Origin of the sequence: Gordonia ajococcus (genome assembly GCF_012974285.1) — a bacterium.
GTDB lineage: Bacteria > Actinomycetota > Actinomycetes > Mycobacteriales > Mycobacteriaceae > Gordonia > Gordonia amicalis.
Genome location: NZ_CP052884.1, coordinates 2,462,613 through 2,480,977, shown reverse-complemented (window position 1 = coordinate 2,480,977; position 18,365 = coordinate 2,462,613). Strand labels below are relative to the sequence as shown.

The window sequence follows — 18,365 nt, the reverse complement described above, 5'->3', positions numbered from 1 at the left end:
GTGTTCCTTGTCGTGTGGGTGCTGCGGTGAGTGTTGGCGGTTGCGATCAGAAGTACGTGTTGTCGGGGAGGGTGACGTCGTTGACGACGAGCTCGCCGATGGCACGATTCTTGAACCGAGTCGGATTGTGCGACGCCACGGTCCGGATGTTGCGCCAATGCCGGTCGAGGTTCGCCGACCGCTTCACCGCCGACGCCCCACCGACGTCGAACAGCAGGGCGGCCGCCCGCAGCGCCAGATCGTCGACGACAACCTGTACCTGAGACGCGCGCAGGGCGGCCTCGTGCACGACGCCGTCATCGGTCACGCCGTCGACCACCGTTGCGGGAATCCGGCCCAGGACGTCGGCGGCGTCGAGCACCAGCGACTCCGTGGCGTAGGCGAGGGAGTGGATCTCGCCGACCACCTCGAGCAGCACCGGATCCTCTCGCGGTAGGTCGGCCGAGCCATGGGTGAAGCTGCGTCGTCGACCACGGATGAGTTCAACGGCGTCGTCGGCGACGGCGAGAGCGTTGCCGGCGACGACGGCGTTCAGGTAATGCTGATAGAACGGTCCGAGATGCCAGCGCGGGATCGTGCTGAGGTCCTCCGGCGGGAGAGCGACCTCGTCGGCTTCGACGCGAACGCCCTGGAAACGGGTTGTGCCCGTTCCGGTGAGGGCCTGACCAAATCCGTCCCAGTCGTCCTCGACGGTGATGCCCGCACGGCTCAGCGACAGCAACGCCTGGACCGGGACGCCCTCGGAGGTCACACCCGTGACGAAAGTGTGTTCGGCGTACAGGGTTCCGGTGGAGTAGTACTTCACGCCGTCCAGTCGGTAGCCGTCACCGTCGGGCGTGAACGTCGTCGACTTGGCGAAATCACCGGCGTGCTTGTTGCCGAGTTCGTTGTTGCCGTTGCCGATCAGTTCACCGGCCGCGACCCGCTCCAACCACAGACGGCGCCGGGGCGACTCCGGCCACAGCAGGATGTCCTCGACCGTCCCGAAATGGGCACGCAGCAGGTGGCCCAGATTGGAGTCGGCCTTGCTCAGCCGGATGACGAGGTCGAACAACTCGCGGACGGTCGCACCGCCGCCGCCGTCGGCGACCGGCAGCCGATACGCACCGATCCTCGCCTCTTTCAGCCACGCAACCTGCTCATAAGGGGCGGTGTCGGTGCGTTCGCGCTCGAAGCTGCCTGCGGCGATGCGCTCGAGAAGTGCGTCGAGTTCGGCGGATCCGGGGCGTACCGCGTCGGCCGTCGTCGTGGCGTCGGTGACGGTCATTTCGCTCCCTCGACACGCGCGAGCAGGTCGACGACGCCGTCGGCGATGGCCTGGGGCTGTTCCTCCTGGACGAAGTGGACACCAGCACCCGCGGCGCGAACCTCGAGCGCGGCGATGTTCTCGGCGGCCCAGGACAGGATCTCCGGGGTCAGCAGGAAGCCCGGCTCGAAGGTCAGCAGCAGCTTCGGAACGTCATTGCTGGTCTTCAGCCAGTCGACGCTGCGCTCCAGGAAGTCGACGCTCGAGGCGGGGGTGCCGTCGATGGGCAGGTTGCGCGGGAACTTGATGAGGTGGCCGCGCGACTCGGGGGTCGGGAACGGCGCCAGGTAGACGTCGAGGTCCTCCTGTGCCGGCGGGGTGAGGAAGGCACCGGGTAGCACCTGGGTCAGGAACAGGTTGTCCTCGACGACGAACTTCTCACCGTCGCCGGGCGTCCGGATCAGCTGCTGCGCCTGGACGAACGGTTCGGGCAGGTCCGCTGACGCGATGTCACGGATGACCGGCTCGGCCAGGAGGACGGCCTTGACGCGGCCGGAATGTCGTGCAGCCCAGGAGACTCCGAAGGCGGCGCCGTAGTCCTGCACGACGAGGGTCACATCGCGCAGATCGAGGGCATCGAACCAGGCGTCGAGGTACCGGATGTGGTCGTCGAGTTCGTAGGCGATGTCAGGACGTCCGGAGTCCCCGAATCCGATGAGATCCGGAACGATCAGTCGCCCGCGTCCGGTGAGACGTGTGAACACGTGACGCCAGAGGTATGAGCTGGTGGGGCTGCCGTGCAGGAAGACGATGGGGTTCCCATCGCCGTGCTCGATGTGGTGGATGTGGGAGTCGAGCACCTCGGTGTCGACGCTGCGGGCGTCGGGACCGAAGGCGTCGCGCGGGATGGCGTGGGAGGTCAGTGTCATCGGTATTCCTCTGGACGAACTGGATGGATTTCCAATAGGCCAGAAACTCTACGCATTTCTCACATCCACGAAGGCTGCTGTGAGACAGCAGAACTCTGGACATGCGACCCATACATCCGCCGCACAGAGGACCACGCTGCGTCCGTCCGGACGCCCAGACCGTATGCGAGCAGCGGTGATGCTCCCGGGGAAACGGTCACGGTCCGGCAAGCGACCGGCCGCTCCGGGCGATCGACCCGCCGTGCAAGTCAAAGAATCAGTCGGACTTCAACTCCGGAGCCGGGTTCCGCCGGCCGAGACGATGAGCGATGAGAGCCGCGCCGAAGCCGTGGAACAGGACACTCGCCAGGACCGTCACCGTCATCGCGTAGAGGGTCTGGTCGGCGACCAGACCGTCGAATTCGTTGAATGCGAGTTGACCGAACACGATCGACGCGGTGCCACGCGGGCCGAGAACGCCGACCAGTAATCGATCGCGACGACCGAGGTCGGTCCGCAGGAGCGCCAGGTACACGGGAACGATCCGCAGGACCGTCAGCGCAGCGATCCCCAGAACGACCAGCTGCCAGACGAATCCGAGCTCGAAGACCAGGACGGCTGCGCAACCGAACACAAACCACATCGTGAGTGCGGCGAGGCCACTGACGTCGTCGGCCAGGCGCAGCTGCTCGTCACCGGGCCCGTCCGCGCGGGCTGCCTTGTAGGCGATACCGCAGATGAACGCCGCCACGAAGCCGTTGCCGCCGAGCTGCACCGAACATCCGTAGGCGAGTATCGGGATGAGGACGAGACTGATCCTGATCGACTGTTCCGTGGCGAGCCCGCGACGCGCCGAGATGTTCGTCAGTCGAGCCGCGACGAATCCGATGACACTGCCCGCCAGCGCGGCCCACAGGGCCGAGGGCACTGCCTGTTCCAGGGCGTCGGCAGGCGAGGAGGCGTGTTTGTGGTCGCCGGCGAGCGTGAGCGCGAAGATGAAGACCGGCGCGATGATCCCGTCGTTGTAGCCGCTTTCGATGTTCAACAGGTGACGCACCCTGGAGGGGATTCGCTGGTCGCGTACCAGCGATGAGACGGGCGTCAGGTCCATCGGGATAACGACACAGGCGATGGCCAGTGCCACACCCACCGACATGGTCGGAAGCAGTGCGAGGCCGAGTAGCGTGGCCGCCGCGATCGACAGGGGCATCGCAATCAGCAACAGGCGGAACGACGTTCGGCGTTCGCCGGCGAAGTAGCCGCCCCGGACCTCGATCGCGTCGACGAACAACAGCAACGCCAGGATCAGCTCGACCGCCGGCTCGGCATCGTCGGTGTCGAGTGCATAGCCGATCGGGTTGCTGGTGGTCAGTCCGATGACCATGCCGGTGATCACCATCAGCAACGCACCCGAGATCCTGACCCGGGACAACCCGCCCGCCACAAACGACCACCCGACGATCACCAGAATGGCGATCAAAGCGGAGGTCATCGACATCGCCCTCGTACCAACACCGACGAATCGTATCCCGACCGCTCTCGGCCATCACGCTCGCGCGGGTCGGTCAGTGGCAAGTGCACACCGAACCACACGATCGAGGCGTGACGCACGACAGGCCGTGAAATGCTCTGGAAACCCCCGGACGTGGATAGTCTGGCGCACATGGATTTCGAGGACGTCTTCACCGCCGTCGCCGTCGCCTTCGAGGCGCTCGGCGCGTTGGCGATGATCGTGGGGTTTGTGATCGCCATCGTCCTCGGCGCACGATCGCTCTCCCGCAAGGAGGGCGGCGGCGAGGCCTTCTCGGTGCTACGAACCACACTGGGGTCCGCGATCCTCCTCGGTCTCGAGATCCTGGTCGCCGCAGATCTCATCCGGACGATCACCTCGAAGCCGTCCATCGAGGACGCCGTGATCCTCGGCATCATCGTGGTCATCCGGACGGTGTTGTCGATGTCCATCCAGATCGAGATCGAAGGCACGCTGCCGTGGCGGCGTGCGGTGCTCACCAACGGGGGGCAACTCATGCGCGAGGCCATGGCGCGCGATGCTGCCGCGGCCAGGTCTGCCCGTTCGCCGGCCGAGGAGTAGCCGACCGGTCGAGTGCGGTTGCCTATGCAAACCGCCATAGCGTAGCGTTCGCCGGGTATACCGATCGTCATAATTGCGTCAGGGAGCTTCCCCGTGCCCACACTCGCCGAACTCGTTTCCCGTTTCGATCCGACCTGCGACTTCGTCGTGCCCGTCGAATGGACGCAGGGTCGTACCGCCTACGGAGGCTTGACGGCCGCACTGTCCGTGCACGCAGCGCAGCTGACCGAGGGGGGCCCGCTCCCGCCGCTCAAGTCGGCCCAGTTCCTGCTCAGCGCTCCGGTCGTCGACGCCGCGACGATCACCGCCCGCCGTCTTCGCGAGGGCCGCTCGGCAACGAGTGTCGCGGTGGAGACCGTCAGCGGGGGACAGGTCGCCGCCCACGCGTCGCTGATCTTCGCCGCCCCGCGGCCCAGCGCGATCGCGCACGATTTCGTCGTGATACCCGAGGTTCCTGGCCCGGACGACTGTCAGGCATTCTCGGAGGCGTCCTCGCTCCGGCCCGCGTTCGTGGACAACTTCGACATCCGCAAGGCGGGCGGCGCCGGCCCCATGTCCAACGACGGGCCGCCGCGATTCCTCGCCTGGGTCCGCCACCGTGGCGCCGTGGGGGTCGATCCGGCGACCGCGCTCGTCGCCCTGGCCGACGCGCTGCCGCCCGCGACAACCGCGGTGTTCACCGACTGGGCACCCATCAGCACCATGAGCTGGACATTGCACATCTGCACCGACGAGGTGCCCAAGCCAACGGAGTGGTTGTTACTCGAATCGTCGAGCACGTTCACCCGTGACGGCTACTCGCACCAGTCGATGACACTCTGGGACAGCGCATCCCGGCCGATCATCCAGGCCTCACAGACGGTCGCGGTGTTCGCCTGACCCGTCAGCCACCGCGGGAGTTCCGCAATTCGCGCCCCTTCTCGATGTACTCCTGGTGGATCTTCTCGTTCTTGTCCGAGACAGTGGTGTCGCGGGGCGGAAGTTGCAGGCGCTCTTCGGCTGCCATGCCCGCCTGGAGCTGTCGACCCCGCTCGAGTTCGGCGTCGAACTCGGCGCCGAACAGCAGGGCCAGATTCGTCAGCCACAACCACAGCAGGAACACGATGACGCCCGCCAGTGCTCCGTAGGTCTTGTTGTAGCTGCCGAAGTTCGACACGTAGAGAGCGAACGCCGCCGACGCCACGATCCAGGTGACGATCGCGAGGACCGCGCCCGCGCTGATCCAGCGGAACTTCGGTTGCTTCACATTCGGTGTGGCCCAATACAAGACCGCGACGATCACCACGACGAACAACAACACCACCGGCCAGCGGACGATGTTCCACACCGTGAGCGCGGTGCTGCCGAAACCGATGGCGTCACCGATGGACCGCGCGATCGGCCCGCTGACGGCAAGCATCAGCGCCACCGCCGCAGCCAGGACGAGGGCCAGGAGCGTCACCAACAGCATGGCGGGCCGCAGTTTCCAGATCGGCCGGCCTTCGTCGACCTCGTACATGCGGTTCATCGCCCGTCCGAACGCACCGACGTACCCCGACGCCGACCACAGGGCGCCGGCGAGACCGAGCACGAGCGCGAGACCGGCACTCGGTGCGGCCACCAGTTGCTCGACGGGCGCGCGGAGGGTGTCCACCGCGTCCGAGGGCCCGAGGTCTTCGACCATCGTCAGCACCGCGTCGACGGTCTTCTCGCCCTGCCCGAAGACACCGAGCAGAGACACCATGGCGAGGAGCGCGGGGAACAACGACAGCACCGAGTAGTAGGTGAGTGCGGCGGCGAGGTCGGTGCACTGATCGCGGGAGAACTCGCGAGCCGTCTTGCGCAGGACGAACATCAGTGACGGTTTCGTCAGGTCGGTGGGCGACTCCGGTTTGCGAGGATCGTCGGGATCGGCACGCTCCGGGTCGTCGCGGACATCGACGTCCCGGTCCGGTTCCTTGGTCTGCTCATCCTTGCTCATACCCCGGTGTAGCCGCGGGGTTCGCGGACCAAACCCTTCATGCCGCGACCAGCGAGGATTGGCGAGGTGGTCGGCGCGCTCAGCCGGCCGAAGCGACCTCACGAGACCGTAACCAGTCGTGGGAAGATCTGCCGCCCACGACGGACTGACCTCAGGCCCGGGCAGCGACCCGACTCACCTCGTCGACGACGCCCTGCAGATCCCCCTGGATGATCCTGGTCAGTGCAGCCGGCGTTTCGTCCTTGAAGCCCGCCAGGACAACGGGTTCCCCAAAGGTCACGCGTGGACGTACACGGTCGCCGTGGTCCGGGTAGGCGATCCCGGCGGACACCAGCGAGACGTCGACCCCGGCCTTCAGCGCCCGATAGGCGATGTGACCGATGCCGGTGCCGAGTTTCTGCAGACGGGTGACGTCGCCCTCGTTGCAGGTCCCCTCCGGGAAGACCGCGATGCTGTCACCGCGGACCATTCGCTCGACGCAGACGCCGAACATCTGCCGACCGGCCTCAGCTGCCGCCCGGACGCCATGGTCCTTCGGACGGAACACCGGGATACCGCCCAGGGTGTCGATCTTTCGTCGCTGCTCCGGATCCTCGAAGAGTTCGTCTTTCGCCAACACGCGCAGGTGGCCGATCCGGAGTCGAATGGGGGAGCGGAACCCCGCGGCCGCCAGCACCAGCGGATCGCGCTCGGAGACATGGTTGGCGGCGATCAGTAACGGCTTGCCGCTCCGGACCGCACGAACCAGACGATCGCGGGACGTGAAGCGCACCACGGGCCGAATCCTGGCGGCGAGCACCCCGTACATCAGCCTCGCTCGTACGCGGTCCTGCTGGTGATCCAGGTAGTGCGCGTATACGGCTTCAGACTGGGCGAGCTCTACATCCACGTAAGTTACGGTACCGTAGGTTAGCGGCTTCGCCTAACGAACGACGAAAGTCACCCGCGGTCTCGAGCACGAGAAACCGCAGGTGACACGTCCATGAGGCGTCCGGATGGTGATCAGTCCGGCACCACGACGGCCCGCCCGCGGAGCTCATTCGCCGCCAACCGCCGGTAGGCCTCGAGGCCGTCGTCGAGTGAGAACTTCTCGACCGCCACCTCGAGAACACCGTCCCGCGCCAGATCGAGCACCTCGATCAGCTCATCGCGCGCACCCCAGTACGGTGCGCGCACCGACACCTCATAGGGCTGGGTGAAGAAGCCGACCTTCGCCGCCGCGACACCGTCGCCGATACCGACGATCACCACGTCGCCCATGGTGCCGACGACGCCCATCGCGATGTCGATCGTGGGCTGCAGACCGACGAAGTCGAAGACGGCGGTCGCACCCTCGCCGCCGGTGATCTTGCGGACATTGGCGACGGCGTCGGCGTCACTGAGCACCACCTCGTGGGCGCCGACCTCTCGCGCGAAGGCCAGCTTCTCGTCGTTCACGTCGAGCACGATCACCCGTGAGGGGGTCAGGTGACGAAGCAGTTGGATGCCGACGTGTCCGAGGCCGCCGGCGCCGATGACCACCGCAGTCGTGCCGCCCACCAGCTTCGGAAGGCTCGGTTTGATCGCGTGATACGGCGTGAGTCCGGCGTCGGTGAGCGGTACCGCGGCCACCGGGTCCAGATCGCCGAGGGGAACCAGGTGCCGCCGGTTGTCGACGAGCAGGTACTCGGCCATCGCACCAGGGTTGCCGAGCCCCGGTGGTGCGATACCGAGTTCGCCCGCCCGGCTGCAGTAGTTCTCCAGACCCCGCGAGCAGAAGTGGCAGACGCCGCAGCCCCAGGGCCCGTAGACCGCGACCGATGTGCCTTCGGAGACACCCGTGACGCCGCTGCCGACTTCGGCCACCACGCCCGCGCCCTCGTGACCGAGCGTCATGGGCAGGGGATAGGCGAAACCTTCTTCGGGCAGATTGAGCACGAAGTCGTCCGAATGGCACGCGCCGGCGGCCGTCACCTTCAGCAACACCTGGCCCGGACCCGGCACCGGCTTGTCCACTTCCCGCAATTGCGGGGGCTGACCTGGTTTGACGATCTGAATGGCCTTCATGCGCATACCTTTCGATCCGGGAGAGAGTGACCCGACCTCCGGTCTACTCGGCCAGACGCAACGGCATGTATCTTCCGGCGAACTCAACATGAACTTCTCGACCTGGCGTCGTCGGGTTCACCATCGTCGGGTTCACCATCTGCGGGACGGATTCCGCGCCGCGCAACGGACACACTGCCGGGCCGCGGGAAGAACCTCGAGCCGCTCGGGGTCGATCACCGTGCCGCAGGTCTCACAGCGTCCATACGATCCGCGACCGACACGTTCGAGCGCAGCGTCGATCTCGTCCAGACGAACCCGTGACCGCTCGAGCTGGGCCACCAGCTGGCCTCGCTCGACGGCGAGCGTCGTCCCTTCGGGATCGTGCTCGTCGTCGGAGGCAGCGTCCGCCGTCGCCTCGATGACGGCGGCCAACCGCGCGGACATCGATTCGATGAGCGCCGTCGTTCGGGCGCGTTCGATGATCAGCGATGTCTCCGATTCGGTCGGGTCGGGTCTGTTCACCGTGACCGACCCCAGGCATCACGCATGCACGTCACGTAGACCGACCGCACCGCGCAGACCGGAGCAATTGATGCATCCCACACAACCGATGCAATCGGTGCACCGGATACAACCGACACACCCGACGCAACCGCGGCACAGCAGGCTCGCCACGATGCCGAGGCTTCCGGCGATCCCGAAACTGAGTGCTGTACCCATACTTCCGGCGACGACCGCACTGGCGGCCGTCACCGCCGAACCCGCGACGATCGCACTCGCGACGGTCCCGGCCGAGGAGCTGACGCCTACGCTGGAGGCCGTACCTGCCGAATTGGCGACAGCAGCGCTGGCGACAGTGCCCGCCGAGTTCGCCACCGCAATGCTCGACACCGTCCCGATGGAGCGGGCCACCGCCGTCGAATTCCGCGTCGCCGGCGAGTCGCCGACGCTGGTCTGATCCCTCGTGAGCGTCCACATGACGTCCATGGTCGCGCAACCGGCAGACACGTGAGCCCGTTTCGGCCCGTCGGAGTGTTCCCCGGAACACTCCTGGACGCTCAGGTCCCGCAGAACGTCTGGAACGACGAGTTGAACTCCTCGGGGGCGGGCGACGTGTACTTCACCCATTCGACGCGGCGCTCGAACGGGTTGGTCACGACGTCGAGCAGTTCCGCGAACAACGCGAGGTCACCGTCGTTCGCGGCCTGCAACGCCTCGTCGACCAGATGATTGCGCGGGATGTAGAGCGGGTTCACGCGGTCCATCGCATCAGCGGTGGCCGCCTCGTCGCGACCGTGTCGGGCCAGGGCTTCGCGCCAGCGCGCGAGCCACGGCGTCGAGGCTTCTCGCGGAAGAAGGATGTCGAGCGGGGTGCTTCGTCCACGGAGTTCCTCCGCAAGCGCCCGGAAGGCACCTGTCCAGTCGGCCCGATGGGCTGCCAGCAGCGTCAGGAGGTCGTCGATCACCTCGTGCTCGACGAAGGTGTCGGCCAGGCCCAGCTTTGCCGACAAACCGTCGTAGAGATGGCGCTCGTAGTGCGCGTCAAAGGTCGACAGCGTTGCCGTCGCGACGGCGATCGCATCGTCCGGCGTCGGACTGATCAGCGTGAGGAGCGTTTCAGCGAAACGTGCGAGGTTCCACTTCAGGACGGCGGGCTGGTTCCCGAAGGCGTAGCGTCCACCGTGGTCGATCGAACTGAACACGGCCGCGGGATCGAAGGCGTCGATGAACGCGCACGGGCCGTAGTCGATGGTCTCCCCGGAGATGGTGGTGTTGTCGGTGTTCATCACACCGTGCACGAACCCGACCAGCATCCACTGGGCGACGAGCGCGGCCTGCCGCTCGACCACACCCTCCAGCAACTTCGTGTAGCGGTTCCCGCCGCCGGTTGTGGGCAATTCGGCGAGGTCGGGATAGTGGCGCGCGACTGCATAATCGGCGAGCGGCTGCAGAACACTCCCGTTCCGCGCTGCGAACTCGAAGGTCCCCACGCGCAGGTGGCTCGCCGCGACCCGGGCGAGTACCGCTCCGGGCTCGACGCCGTTGCGATGAATCCCGCGGCCCGTTGCCACCACCGCCAGCGATCGCGTGGTGGGTACGCCGAGTGCATGCATCGCTTCGCTGACCAGGTACTCGCGAAGCATCGGCCCGACCACCGCGAAACCGTCCCCGCCGCGCGAGAACGGCGTCGGCCCCGAGCCTTTCAACTGCAGGTCGACGCGACGGCCCTCGACGTCCACGAGCTCGCCGAGCAGGAGGGCGCGTCCGTCTCCCAGCAGCGGTGCATATCCACCGAACTGATGACCGCTGTACGCCGTCGCCACCGGCTTGACGTCGGCGGGCGAGGCCGCGCCGGAGAGGATCGCTATCCCGTCTTCTGTACGCAGGGAATCGACGTCGAGACCCAACGAGGCCGCGAGCCGGTCGTTGACGACGAGGAGGCGCGGATCGGGGACGTCGGCGCCTCGCCATTCGACGGTGAGAGGCGTCAGTTCGTCGGCGAAAGTGCTCTCGAAGCCGGTGATCGCGTCGGATGTGCGTGCAGGGGAGTCGGTGGCAGCCACTCTTCGAGCGTAACCACTTCGTCGTATCGCCTGGTCACGTCGGCGTCCGGGACGACCTCAGCGTGTGATCACGTTCAGCAGCGACTTCGTCGTCATGCGGTAGAGCCCACCGAACATTCCGTTTCGCGCGAGGGCGGCACGCGCGGCGTTGGCTCCCGGGGCCCCATGAACAGCTCCGCCGGGATGGGCCGACGAGCCGGCGAGAAACAGCCGGTCGATGGGTGTGTCGGCCCGTCCCAGTCCCGGCGTGGGCCGGAAGATCAGCTGTTGATGGATCGCGGTGGTGCCCTGATTGATCGCGCCGCCCACCAGACTCGGATCGTGCTGTTCCAGGTCGACGGGAGTCTGAACGGCGCGCCCGACGACGCGGGAGGTGAACCCCGGAGCATGGCGCGCGATCACGGTTTCGATCCGGTCGGCGAAGCGCTGAGCACGTTCGGCCGTCCATCGGAGGTCTCTGGGGACGTGCGTGTAAGCCCACACGTTCTCGGTTCCCCGGGGAGAACGTGCCGGATCGGCAGTACTCATCTGTCCCAACAGGATGAATGGATCGTCCGGAAGGACTCCGTTGCGCAACTGCGTGTAGTACGTGGCCATTCCATTGATGTCGCAGCCCAGGTGGACGGTTCCCGCGCCGGAGGCGGCCGAGTTCGACCACGGGACGGGACCCGACAGCGCCCAGTCGACCTTCACGGTTCCGTCGTCCCACTGGAACCGCTTCAGATCGTCCGCCATGCGTGACGGGAGATGTTCCTCGCCGATCAGACGGCGATACAGCGTCGGCGCCGGCACATCGGCGAGCACAGCACGCGTTGCCCGCACCTGTTCGCCCTCGGCATCACGCACCCCGACCGCGCGACGCTCCCGCAGGATGACGCCGGTGACCGGTCGGTTGCACTCCACGACTCCTCCGCGGTCGGCCAACCGCGCGACCAGTGCGTCGGTGATCCGGCCGGCACCGCCCTCCGCCACGGGATAGCCCACGGTTTGTCCCAGCATCGTGAGCAACCACCCATACAGGGCACTCCCCGTGACGTCGGGTCCGAGGACGCTGTGAACCGCATTTCCGGCGAGCAGCAATCGAGCTCCATCCCCACTGAACGTCTCCTCCCCGAATCTCCGGACGGGCAACAGGAATCGCCGGATCAGCCGCACCGCCTCGGCCGTGTCGACCGCGCACATCAACGACGTGGCACCGCGGACCGGTGGAAAGGGATGGAGCAGTGAGTCGAGCAACTGCCGCCCGATTCGTTTCCACAGAACGACTTCATCGCGCCAGTTCTGTGCATCGATGGCGGCGAATCGTCCTACGGAGGCAGCTGTACGTTCGACATCTCGAGAGAGCAGCACCGCCTCGTCGTCGGGCAGTATGTGCGCCAGCACATCCGGTGCATGTCGCCAACGTAGTCCGTAGCCCGACAGGCCCAGGCCCTCGACGACCGGTGATGCAATTGCCATGGGGTAGAAGGCACTACAGAGGTCGGTCGGGAACCCGGGCGCGGTGAGTTCGGCGGTTCGCACCGCACCGCCCGGTTCCGCGGTGGCCTCGAGGACGAGCACACTCCAACCCGCATCGGCCAGAAGATTGGCGGCGACGAGCCCGTTGTGTCCGGCTCCGATCACCACCGCGTCGACTGTTCGCATTCCTCCTCAACTCCTGTGCGCCGCGGAAGACGAACTCGCCGATGTTCCCGATCGAGCGCCACGGGCGAGAGCGGCGGCCAGGACTTGGGCGGTGTGCCACGGCGAGACATCCGGCTCGAGGTCTCGGATCTGGGTTCGGCAGCTGAATCCGTCCGCCACCACCAGGGTTTCCGCGCCGGCGTCGCGGATCGCCGGGAGAAGTTTGTCCTCGGCACAGGCGACGGAGACGTCGTAGTGCCCCTGCTCGAACCCGAAATTGCCTGCCAGGCCACAACATCCGGCGTCCAACACCTCGGTGTCCACGCCCGCGGTCTCGAGTGCAGCGCAGTCGGCGGTGTACTTCAACACCGCGTGTTGGTGACAGTGCGGCTGCAGCAGCGCCGAGGCATGAAGATCGGGAGGGGCCCAATCAGGAGCTCTGCCTCGTAGGCGTTCACCGAGTGTCACCGTTTGCTCGGCGCAACGGTGTGCGTCCTCGTCGCCGTACAACAGTTGTGGCAGATCAGCGCGGAACACCGCGGCACAACTCGGCTCGAGTACCACGATCGGCGTACCGGAACGCAGTGCCGGTCCGAGGATGTCCAGTGTCCGGCGCAAGACCCGCTTGGCGGTCGGCAACTGCCCCGTGGAGATCCACGTGAGTCCACAACATGCGAACCGGTCGGGGAGGTGCACTTCGAAGCCGGCGTCTTCGAGGACGGCGACGGCGTCCCGACCGATCTGCGGATCGAAGTTCTCGGTGAAGGTGTCGGGCCAGAGCACGACGCGTCCTCGCGTTGCGCCCCCTGTGGGGCCATCACGGAGTGCGAACCAAGCGCTGAAGCGCTGGTCGGCGAACCGCGGCAATGCGCGTTGCGGGTCGATCCCCCCGGCGGATTTCAGTAGTCGCGACAGGACCGGGGCGTGCGCAACGGAGTTGACGAACCGGGGCGCGGCGCTTGCCATACGCGCCCACACCGGGATCCATCCCATCGAATAATGCGTCCGAGGTCGTGGACGACGTGCATAGAAATGGGAGAGGAACTCGGCCTTGTACGTGGCCATGTCGACATCGACGGGACAGTCGCTCCGGCACCCCTTGCAGGCCAGGCACAAGTCAAGTGCGTCTTTGACTTCCGACGATCTCCACCCGTCGGTGATCACGTCTCCTTCGAGCATCTCGAACAGTAGTCGCGCGCGCCCACGCGTGGAATGTTCCTCTTCTCCGGTGGCACGATAGCTCGGACACATGACCCCGGACTCGTGCCCGCGGCATTTGCCGACTCCGACGCAGCGAGCAGCGGCGTGCGCGAAGCGGTGACTGTCGTCGGGGTAGGAGAAGTGCGTGATCGTTTCAGCAGGTCGGTAGTCGGCGCCCTGTCGCAGATTCTCGTCCAAACGGTTGGGGTGAACGATCTTGCCCGGGTTCATCCTGTTTCCGGGGTCGAACAGTGCCTTGAGTTCCTCGAACGCACGGATCAGGTCTGCGCCGAACATCAGGGGGAGAAGTTCACCCCGAGACTGGCCGTCGCCGTGTTCACCGGACAATGATCCGCCGTAGTCGACGACGAGGTGCGCACTCTCTTCCGCGAACGCGCGGTACTTTGCGATACCGTCCGTCGAGCGCAGATCGAAGGGAATCCGGGTGTGCACGCACCCCTGGCCGAAATGCCCGTACAGCGAGGCGCTTCCGAATCCATACCGGTCGAGCAGACCGCGGAAGTCGCGCAGGTAGTCTCCGAGCCGGTCCGGCGGTACGGCAGCGTCCTCCCAGCCTTCGTGGGTCTCCGGTTCACCGGGCGGGTAGGCGGTGGCACCCAAGCCGGCCTCGCGTGCAGCCCAGATCTGCTTCTTGTGTGTCGCATCATCGAAGATCGCGCCGTGCGCACCGGTGCGTGGACACACGTCTTCGATCAGATCCTTCGCCTTGGCGTCGGCATCGGCGCGGTCGTCACCGTTCATCTGGACCATCAACCAGGCGTTGCCTTCTGGCAGTTGTCGAAGGGCGTCCTCGGCGAGTCGCCGGCTGTGTTCGAGTTGGGCGAGGCGGTGGTCGATGCCTTCCAACGCGGCCGGTCCATGGGAGACGACGAGCGGGACCGCATCGGCGGCCGTGGTGATGTCGTCGAAGCCGAGGAGCACGAGCGCAGAAGCCGCCGGGCGTCGAACCAGCTTCAGTTCTGCACCGAGCACGGTGACCAGGGTGCTCTCACTGCCGACGAGCAGCTGGGCGACGTCGAAGTTCTTCTCGGGCAGCAACGAATCGAGGTTGTAGCCGGAGACACGACGGGGGATGTCCGGGTAGCGTTCGCGGATCTGGTCGGCGTGGTCATCGCGTAGCCGCCGGAGGCCCCGATAGATCTGAGACTTTCGGTCTCCGACCCGGACGATCCTCTCGTAGTCCGTGTCGGGGGTGGCCTGGACCCACATCCGCGTGCCGTCATAGGTGAGCACGTCGAGGCCGAGAACGGAATCGACGGTCTTGCCGTATGCCTGGGCAGTCGAGCCGCACGAGTTGTTACCGATCATTCCGCCGATCGCGCAGCTGACATGAGTGGACGGTTTCGGGCCGAACATCCACCCGGTCTTCTCGAGGGCATTGTTGAGCACATCCAGAGCGATACCGGGTTCGACTGTGACAGTGCCTTTCTCCTCGTTGACGGCATGGATGCGCGTGCAGTACTTGCTCCAGTCGAGCACGACGGCGGTGTTGCAGCACTGACCGGCGAGACTCGTTCCGCCACCGCGGGAGAGCACGGGCACGTCGAAGTCCCGGCACACGGTCACCGCGTCGGCGGCGGCCTCGGGCGTTCTGGGCACGACCACCCCGATCGGCACCTGCCGATAGTTGGACGCATCCGTGGAGTATGCGGCGCGGGACCCGGCGTCGAACCTGACCTCGCCATCGACCCGATCCCGGAGGGCGTCGGCCAGATCGTCGAACAAGAGCGGAGTTCGCGGAGTCGCTCCGGAAGCGTGGTTCTCGGTCACGGGTTTGTCCTCACTATGTGACATCGTCCGGCGTTCTCACCGGACCCGAAAAGGTTCGAGGTCTGCGAACTTGGGTGTCAGGCCATGTCCAGGGGCGTCGTCACTCGGCGTCAGGTAGCCACCGGTCGGGTCGAGCGTGCCGTCGAAGAACGCCGTCTCGATCCGGACATGATCGTGAAACCACTCGAGGTGACGCAGGTTGGGAACTGCGGTGGCGACGTGGACGTGCAGGTGCGGAGCGCAATGGGCGGAGAGATCGAGACCGAAGGTCGCCGCCATCGCGGCCACCCGCAGCCAGTCGGTGATCCCTCCGCACCGGGTGACGTCTGCCTGCAGACAGTCCACGGCACCGGCGCCACACATCTGCCGGAAATACGCAGGCGCATAACCATATTCACCGGCGGCTACATCGGCGTCGACCGCCTCGCGGATCTGATGCAGTCCGTCGAGATCGTCGGAGGACACCGGCTCCTCCAGCCAGCGTACGTCCGCGTCGGCGGCGGCCTGCATCATCCGGATCGCCTGTTTGCGGGTGTATCCGCCGTTGGCGTCGACGAACAGTTCCGCCGCATCGCCGACGACTTCGCGCGCCTGACGGATGCGTCGGAGGTCCCGCTCGGGCTCGGTGCCCCAGCTCTCGGCGATCTTGATCTTCACCCGTGGGATGCGCTGGTCGTGTACCCAGTGTTCGAGCTGTTCGTCGAGTTGGGTGTGGTCGTAGGTGGTGAAGCCTCCGCTGCCGTAGATCGGGACGCGCTCGTGCACCGATCCGAGCAGGCGATGCAGCGGAAGCGAGAGCAGGCGTGCTTTCAGGTCCCACAGGGCCACGTCGACCGCTGACAGTGCACATCCCGCGATTCCCGGGCGGCCCGCATTGCGCAGCGCACGAATCATCTTCTCGTGGACACCGATTACATCGGCTCCCGATCGCCCGACGATCAGCGGGGCCAGTAGATCCGCGATGACGGGCACGCATGCCGCGGGCGCATAAGTCCATCCCACCCCGACCCCGTCGTCCGTATGTGCCTGCACGAGAACGAGTGTCGTACTATCCCACGAAAGCGTCCCGTCCGCTTCGGGCGCGTCGGTGGGAATCGTGTATGCGGCTGCATCGAGTTCGACGACGGTCATCGACGGCTCCGGCTCTGGTGTCATCCGTTCCTGTGGGGCAAGAATTCCTGAGCCTTGGTTCTGATCCCTTCCTTGATGAATCCCCACCGGTCCTCGTCGCCGCCGAGCACCGCAGCGGTCGCCGATGTGAACTGCTCCCACGTGGCGTGCGGTGGGATGGGAGGCATGTTCGGATCGGTGTGGACATCGAGAACGGTGGGACGCGGTGCGGACAGCGCCGCGTCCCAGGCGCCATCGACGTCGTCCGGGTCGCTCACCGTGATCGCGTGAAGACCGAGCGACGAGGCGAAGCCGGCGTAGTCGACATCCGGCAGGTCCTGGGACTCGGTGAACTTCGGGGACCCGGACATCGCGCGCATCTCCCACGTCACCTGGTTGAGATCGTTGTTGTGCAGAATCGCGACGATCAACCGGGGATCGCGCCAGTCCTCCCAGTACCGTTTGATGGTGATCAGCTCCGCCATGCCGTTCATCTGCATCGCGCCGTCACCGACGAATGCGATCACCGGCCGGTCCGGGTGGGCGAACTTGGCGCCGATCGCGTATGGGACACCGGGCCCCATGGTCGCCAGGGTGCCTGACAGCGAACCCCGCATGCGTCCTCGGAACCGAAGCTGACGCGCATACCAGTTGGCCGACGATCCGGAGTCCGCGGTGACGATGACATCGTCTGGCATCCGGGGCGACAATGCGGCGAACAGCCGCAGCGGGTTGACGGGGTCGGCCGGTACAGCGGCCTCCATCTCCATGGTCTCCCACCACCGGGCGACATCGGATTCGATCTTCGCCTGCCAGGCCCTGTCCTCCTTGCGCTGCAGGTGGGGGATGAGCGCTTCGAGAGCTGTACGAGCATCGGCGACGATGTTGACCTCGTTGGGATAACGCATACCCACGAAGCGGCCGTCGACGTCGATCTGCACGCCGCGGGCCTGATCGAGGTCGGGCAGGAATTGCGTGTAGGGGAAACTCGAGCCGATCGTAAGAAGCGTGTCGCAGTCACGCATCATCTCGTAACTCGGTCGCGTGCCCAGCAGTCCGATCGATCCGGTGACCCAGGGTAGTTCATCGGACAGAACATCCTTGCCCAGAAGCGCTTTCGCGGCACCGGCGCCGAGGAGATCGGCGACCTGTTCCACCTCCGCAGCGGCGCCGCGTGCACCGTTACCGACCAGGAGTGCGACCTTTTCGCCCGCGTTGAGTACCGCGGCGGCTCGTGCGATCGCCTCGTCGTCCGGCGCCACTTTCGGTCGATCGAAGCCCAGACTGGACGGGACCATCTTGAACTCATGTGTCGGTGGCGAGTACTCGAGCTCCTGCACGTCGGCCGGGATGATCAACGCCGTGGGTACCCGCTGGGTGAGTGCGACCCGTATCGCGCGGTCGAGCACGTTGGGCAGCTGCTCGGGAACGGTGACCATCTGTACGTAGTCGCTCGCCACGTCCTTGTAGAGACTCAGCAGATCGATCTCCTGCTGATAGGCGCCACCCATCGCAGAGCGGTTGGTCTGTCCCACGATCGCGACCACGGGGACGTGATCGAGTTTGGCGTCGTAGAGGCCGTTGAGCAGATGGACTGCCCCCGGGCCCGACGTCGCCATACACACACCGAGACGGTCGGTGAACTTGGCGTAGCCGACCGCTTCGAACGCACTCATCTCCTCATGGCGAGACTGAACGAACTGCGGGCGGTTTCCAGCTCGTCCCCAGGCCGCGAGCATGCCGTTGATGCCGTCGCCCGCGTAGGCGAAGACGTGTTCGACGTTCCATTCCCGGAGTCGTTCGAGCAGGAAGTCTGCGACGTTCTTGTCTGCCATCGGTATTT

Annotated in this window: 15 protein-coding genes; 3 read left to right on the top strand and 12 right to left on the bottom strand. The window is 66.0% G+C overall.

The annotated features are described in order from the left end of the window. Window positions 1-46: 46 nt before the first annotated feature. The 3 genes from GAA2_RS11300 to GAA2_RS11290 form a co-directional block, all read right to left on the bottom strand. Window positions 47-1,267 (bottom strand): oxidoreductase, encoded by a 1,221-nt coding sequence (locus GAA2_RS11300; protein WP_024499263.1) that lies wholly within the window; start codon window positions 1,265-1,267, stop codon window positions 47-49. Further along, window positions 1,264-2,175, bottom strand: a complete 912-nt coding sequence (locus GAA2_RS11295) for a haloalkane dehalogenase (protein ID WP_024499264.1) — start codon at window positions 2,173-2,175, stop codon at window positions 1,264-1,266. The genes GAA2_RS11300 and GAA2_RS11295 overlap by 4 nt, the downstream gene beginning before the upstream one ends. A 256-nt stretch (window positions 2,176-2,431) precedes the next feature. Then, entirely contained in the window at window positions 2,432-3,646 is a 1,215-nt protein-coding gene (locus GAA2_RS11290; RefSeq protein ID WP_191834951.1) for a cation:proton antiporter, read from the bottom strand. A gap of 171 nt (window positions 3,647-3,817) precedes the next feature. Here GAA2_RS11290 and GAA2_RS11285 point away from each other — a divergent pair, with 171 nt between their 5' ends. Beyond that, window positions 3,818-4,246 carry a DUF1622 domain-containing protein gene (locus GAA2_RS11285; protein WP_191834950.1) on the top strand — a complete coding sequence of 143 codons (429 nt, stop codon included), beginning with the start codon at window positions 3,818-3,820 and terminating at the stop codon, window positions 4,244-4,246. A gap of 93 nt (window positions 4,247-4,339) precedes the next feature. Continuing rightward, on the top strand, window positions 4,340-5,125 hold the full coding sequence (locus tag GAA2_RS11280) for a thioesterase family protein (protein WP_191834949.1): 786 nt from the start codon (window positions 4,340-4,342) through the stop codon (window positions 5,123-5,125). Between the two features lie 4 nt (window positions 5,126-5,129). On the opposite strand, the gene GAA2_RS11275 is transcribed toward GAA2_RS11280, so the two are convergent. The 4 genes from GAA2_RS11275 to GAA2_RS11260 form a co-directional block, all read right to left on the bottom strand. Further along, window positions 5,130-6,206 carry a YihY/virulence factor BrkB family protein gene (locus GAA2_RS11275; protein ID WP_159404994.1) on the bottom strand — a complete coding sequence of 359 codons (1,077 nt, stop codon included), beginning with the start codon at window positions 6,204-6,206 and terminating at the stop codon, window positions 5,130-5,132. A 151-nt stretch (window positions 6,207-6,357) separates the two neighbouring features. After that, complete coding sequence (locus GAA2_RS11270; protein ID WP_159404993.1) at window positions 6,358-7,095, bottom strand: lysophospholipid acyltransferase family protein; 738 nt, start codon at window positions 7,093-7,095, stop codon at window positions 6,358-6,360. A 113-nt stretch (window positions 7,096-7,208) separates the two neighbouring features. Next, window positions 7,209-8,252: an NAD(P)-dependent alcohol dehydrogenase gene (locus GAA2_RS11265; protein ID WP_024499270.1), complete on the bottom strand. Its 1,044-nt coding sequence runs from the start codon at window positions 8,250-8,252 to the stop codon at window positions 7,209-7,211. Between the two features lie 132 nt (window positions 8,253-8,384). Beyond that, window positions 8,385-8,756, bottom strand: coding sequence for a TraR/DksA family transcriptional regulator (locus GAA2_RS11260; protein ID WP_006435605.1), 372 nt, complete (start codon window positions 8,754-8,756; stop codon window positions 8,385-8,387). Between the two features lie 154 nt (window positions 8,757-8,910). Here GAA2_RS11260 and GAA2_RS23375 point away from each other — a divergent pair, with 154 nt between their 5' ends. After that, complete coding sequence (locus GAA2_RS23375) at window positions 8,911-9,192, top strand: hypothetical protein (protein ID WP_024499271.1); 282 nt, start codon at window positions 8,911-8,913, stop codon at window positions 9,190-9,192. A gap of 100 nt (window positions 9,193-9,292) precedes the next feature. On the opposite strand, the gene GAA2_RS11250 is transcribed toward GAA2_RS23375, so the two are convergent. The 5 genes from GAA2_RS11250 to GAA2_RS11230 are packed head-to-tail and all read right to left on the bottom strand — an operon-like array spanning window position 9,293 to window position 18,357. After that, window positions 9,293-10,798, bottom strand: a complete 1,506-nt coding sequence (locus GAA2_RS11250) for a protein adenylyltransferase SelO (protein ID WP_024499272.1) — start codon at window positions 10,796-10,798, stop codon at window positions 9,293-9,295. Window positions 10,799-10,855: 57 nt separating this feature from the next. Further along, window positions 10,856-12,442 (bottom strand): phytoene desaturase family protein, encoded by a 1,587-nt coding sequence (locus GAA2_RS11245; RefSeq protein ID WP_024499273.1) that lies wholly within the window; start codon window positions 12,440-12,442, stop codon window positions 10,856-10,858. Between the two features lie 6 nt (window positions 12,443-12,448). Beyond that, window positions 12,449-15,436, bottom strand: a complete 2,988-nt coding sequence (locus tag GAA2_RS11240; protein ID WP_159404992.1) for an FAD-binding and (Fe-S)-binding domain-containing protein — start codon at window positions 15,434-15,436, stop codon at window positions 12,449-12,451. Window positions 15,437-15,448: 12 nt separating this feature from the next. After that, window positions 15,449-16,567 carry an enolase C-terminal domain-like protein gene (locus tag GAA2_RS11235; RefSeq protein ID WP_159404991.1) on the bottom strand — a complete coding sequence of 373 codons (1,119 nt, stop codon included), beginning with the start codon at window positions 16,565-16,567 and terminating at the stop codon, window positions 15,449-15,451. Then, window positions 16,564-18,357 carry a thiamine pyrophosphate-requiring protein gene (locus GAA2_RS11230; RefSeq protein WP_159404990.1) on the bottom strand — a complete coding sequence of 598 codons (1,794 nt, stop codon included), beginning with the start codon at window positions 18,355-18,357 and terminating at the stop codon, window positions 16,564-16,566. Before GAA2_RS11230 ends, GAA2_RS11235 begins: the two co-directional genes overlap by 4 nt. Window positions 18,358-18,365 lie beyond the last annotated feature (8 nt).

What these genes read in the sequence shown, in the direction of transcription:
- GAA2_RS23375 (WP_024499271.1), top strand. Translation starts at nt 8,911, where the DNA reads ATGCCGAGGCTTCCGGCGATCCCGAAACTGAGTGCTGTACCCATACTT.
- GAA2_RS11275 (WP_159404994.1), bottom strand. Translation starts at nt 6,206, where the DNA reads ATGAGCAAGGATGAGCAGACCAAGGAACCGGACCGGGACGTCGATGTC.
- GAA2_RS11290 (WP_191834951.1), bottom strand. Translation starts at nt 3,646, where the DNA reads ATGACCTCCGCTTTGATCGCCATTCTGGTGATCGTCGGGTGGTCGTTT.
- GAA2_RS11265 (WP_024499270.1), bottom strand. Translation starts at nt 8,252, where the DNA reads ATGAAGGCCATTCAGATCGTCAAACCAGGTCAGCCCCCGCAATTGCGG.
- GAA2_RS11300 (WP_024499263.1), bottom strand. Translation starts at nt 1,267, where the DNA reads ATGACCGTCACCGACGCCACGACGACGGCCGACGCGGTACGCCCCGGA.
- GAA2_RS11245 (WP_024499273.1), bottom strand. Translation starts at nt 12,442, where the DNA reads ATGCGAACAGTCGACGCGGTGGTGATCGGAGCCGGACACAACGGGCTC.
- GAA2_RS11295 (WP_024499264.1), bottom strand. Translation starts at nt 2,175, where the DNA reads ATGACACTGACCTCCCACGCCATCCCGCGCGACGCCTTCGGTCCCGAC.
- GAA2_RS11285 (WP_191834950.1), top strand. Translation starts at nt 3,818, where the DNA reads ATGGATTTCGAGGACGTCTTCACCGCCGTCGCCGTCGCCTTCGAGGCG.
- GAA2_RS11230 (WP_159404990.1), bottom strand. Translation starts at nt 18,357, where the DNA reads ATGGCAGACAAGAACGTCGCAGACTTCCTGCTCGAACGACTCCGGGAA.
- GAA2_RS11235 (WP_159404991.1), bottom strand. Translation starts at nt 16,567, where the DNA reads ATGACACCAGAGCCGGAGCCGTCGATGACCGTCGTCGAACTCGATGCA.
- GAA2_RS11240 (WP_159404992.1), bottom strand. Translation starts at nt 15,436, where the DNA reads ATGTCACATAGTGAGGACAAACCCGTGACCGAGAACCACGCTTCCGGA.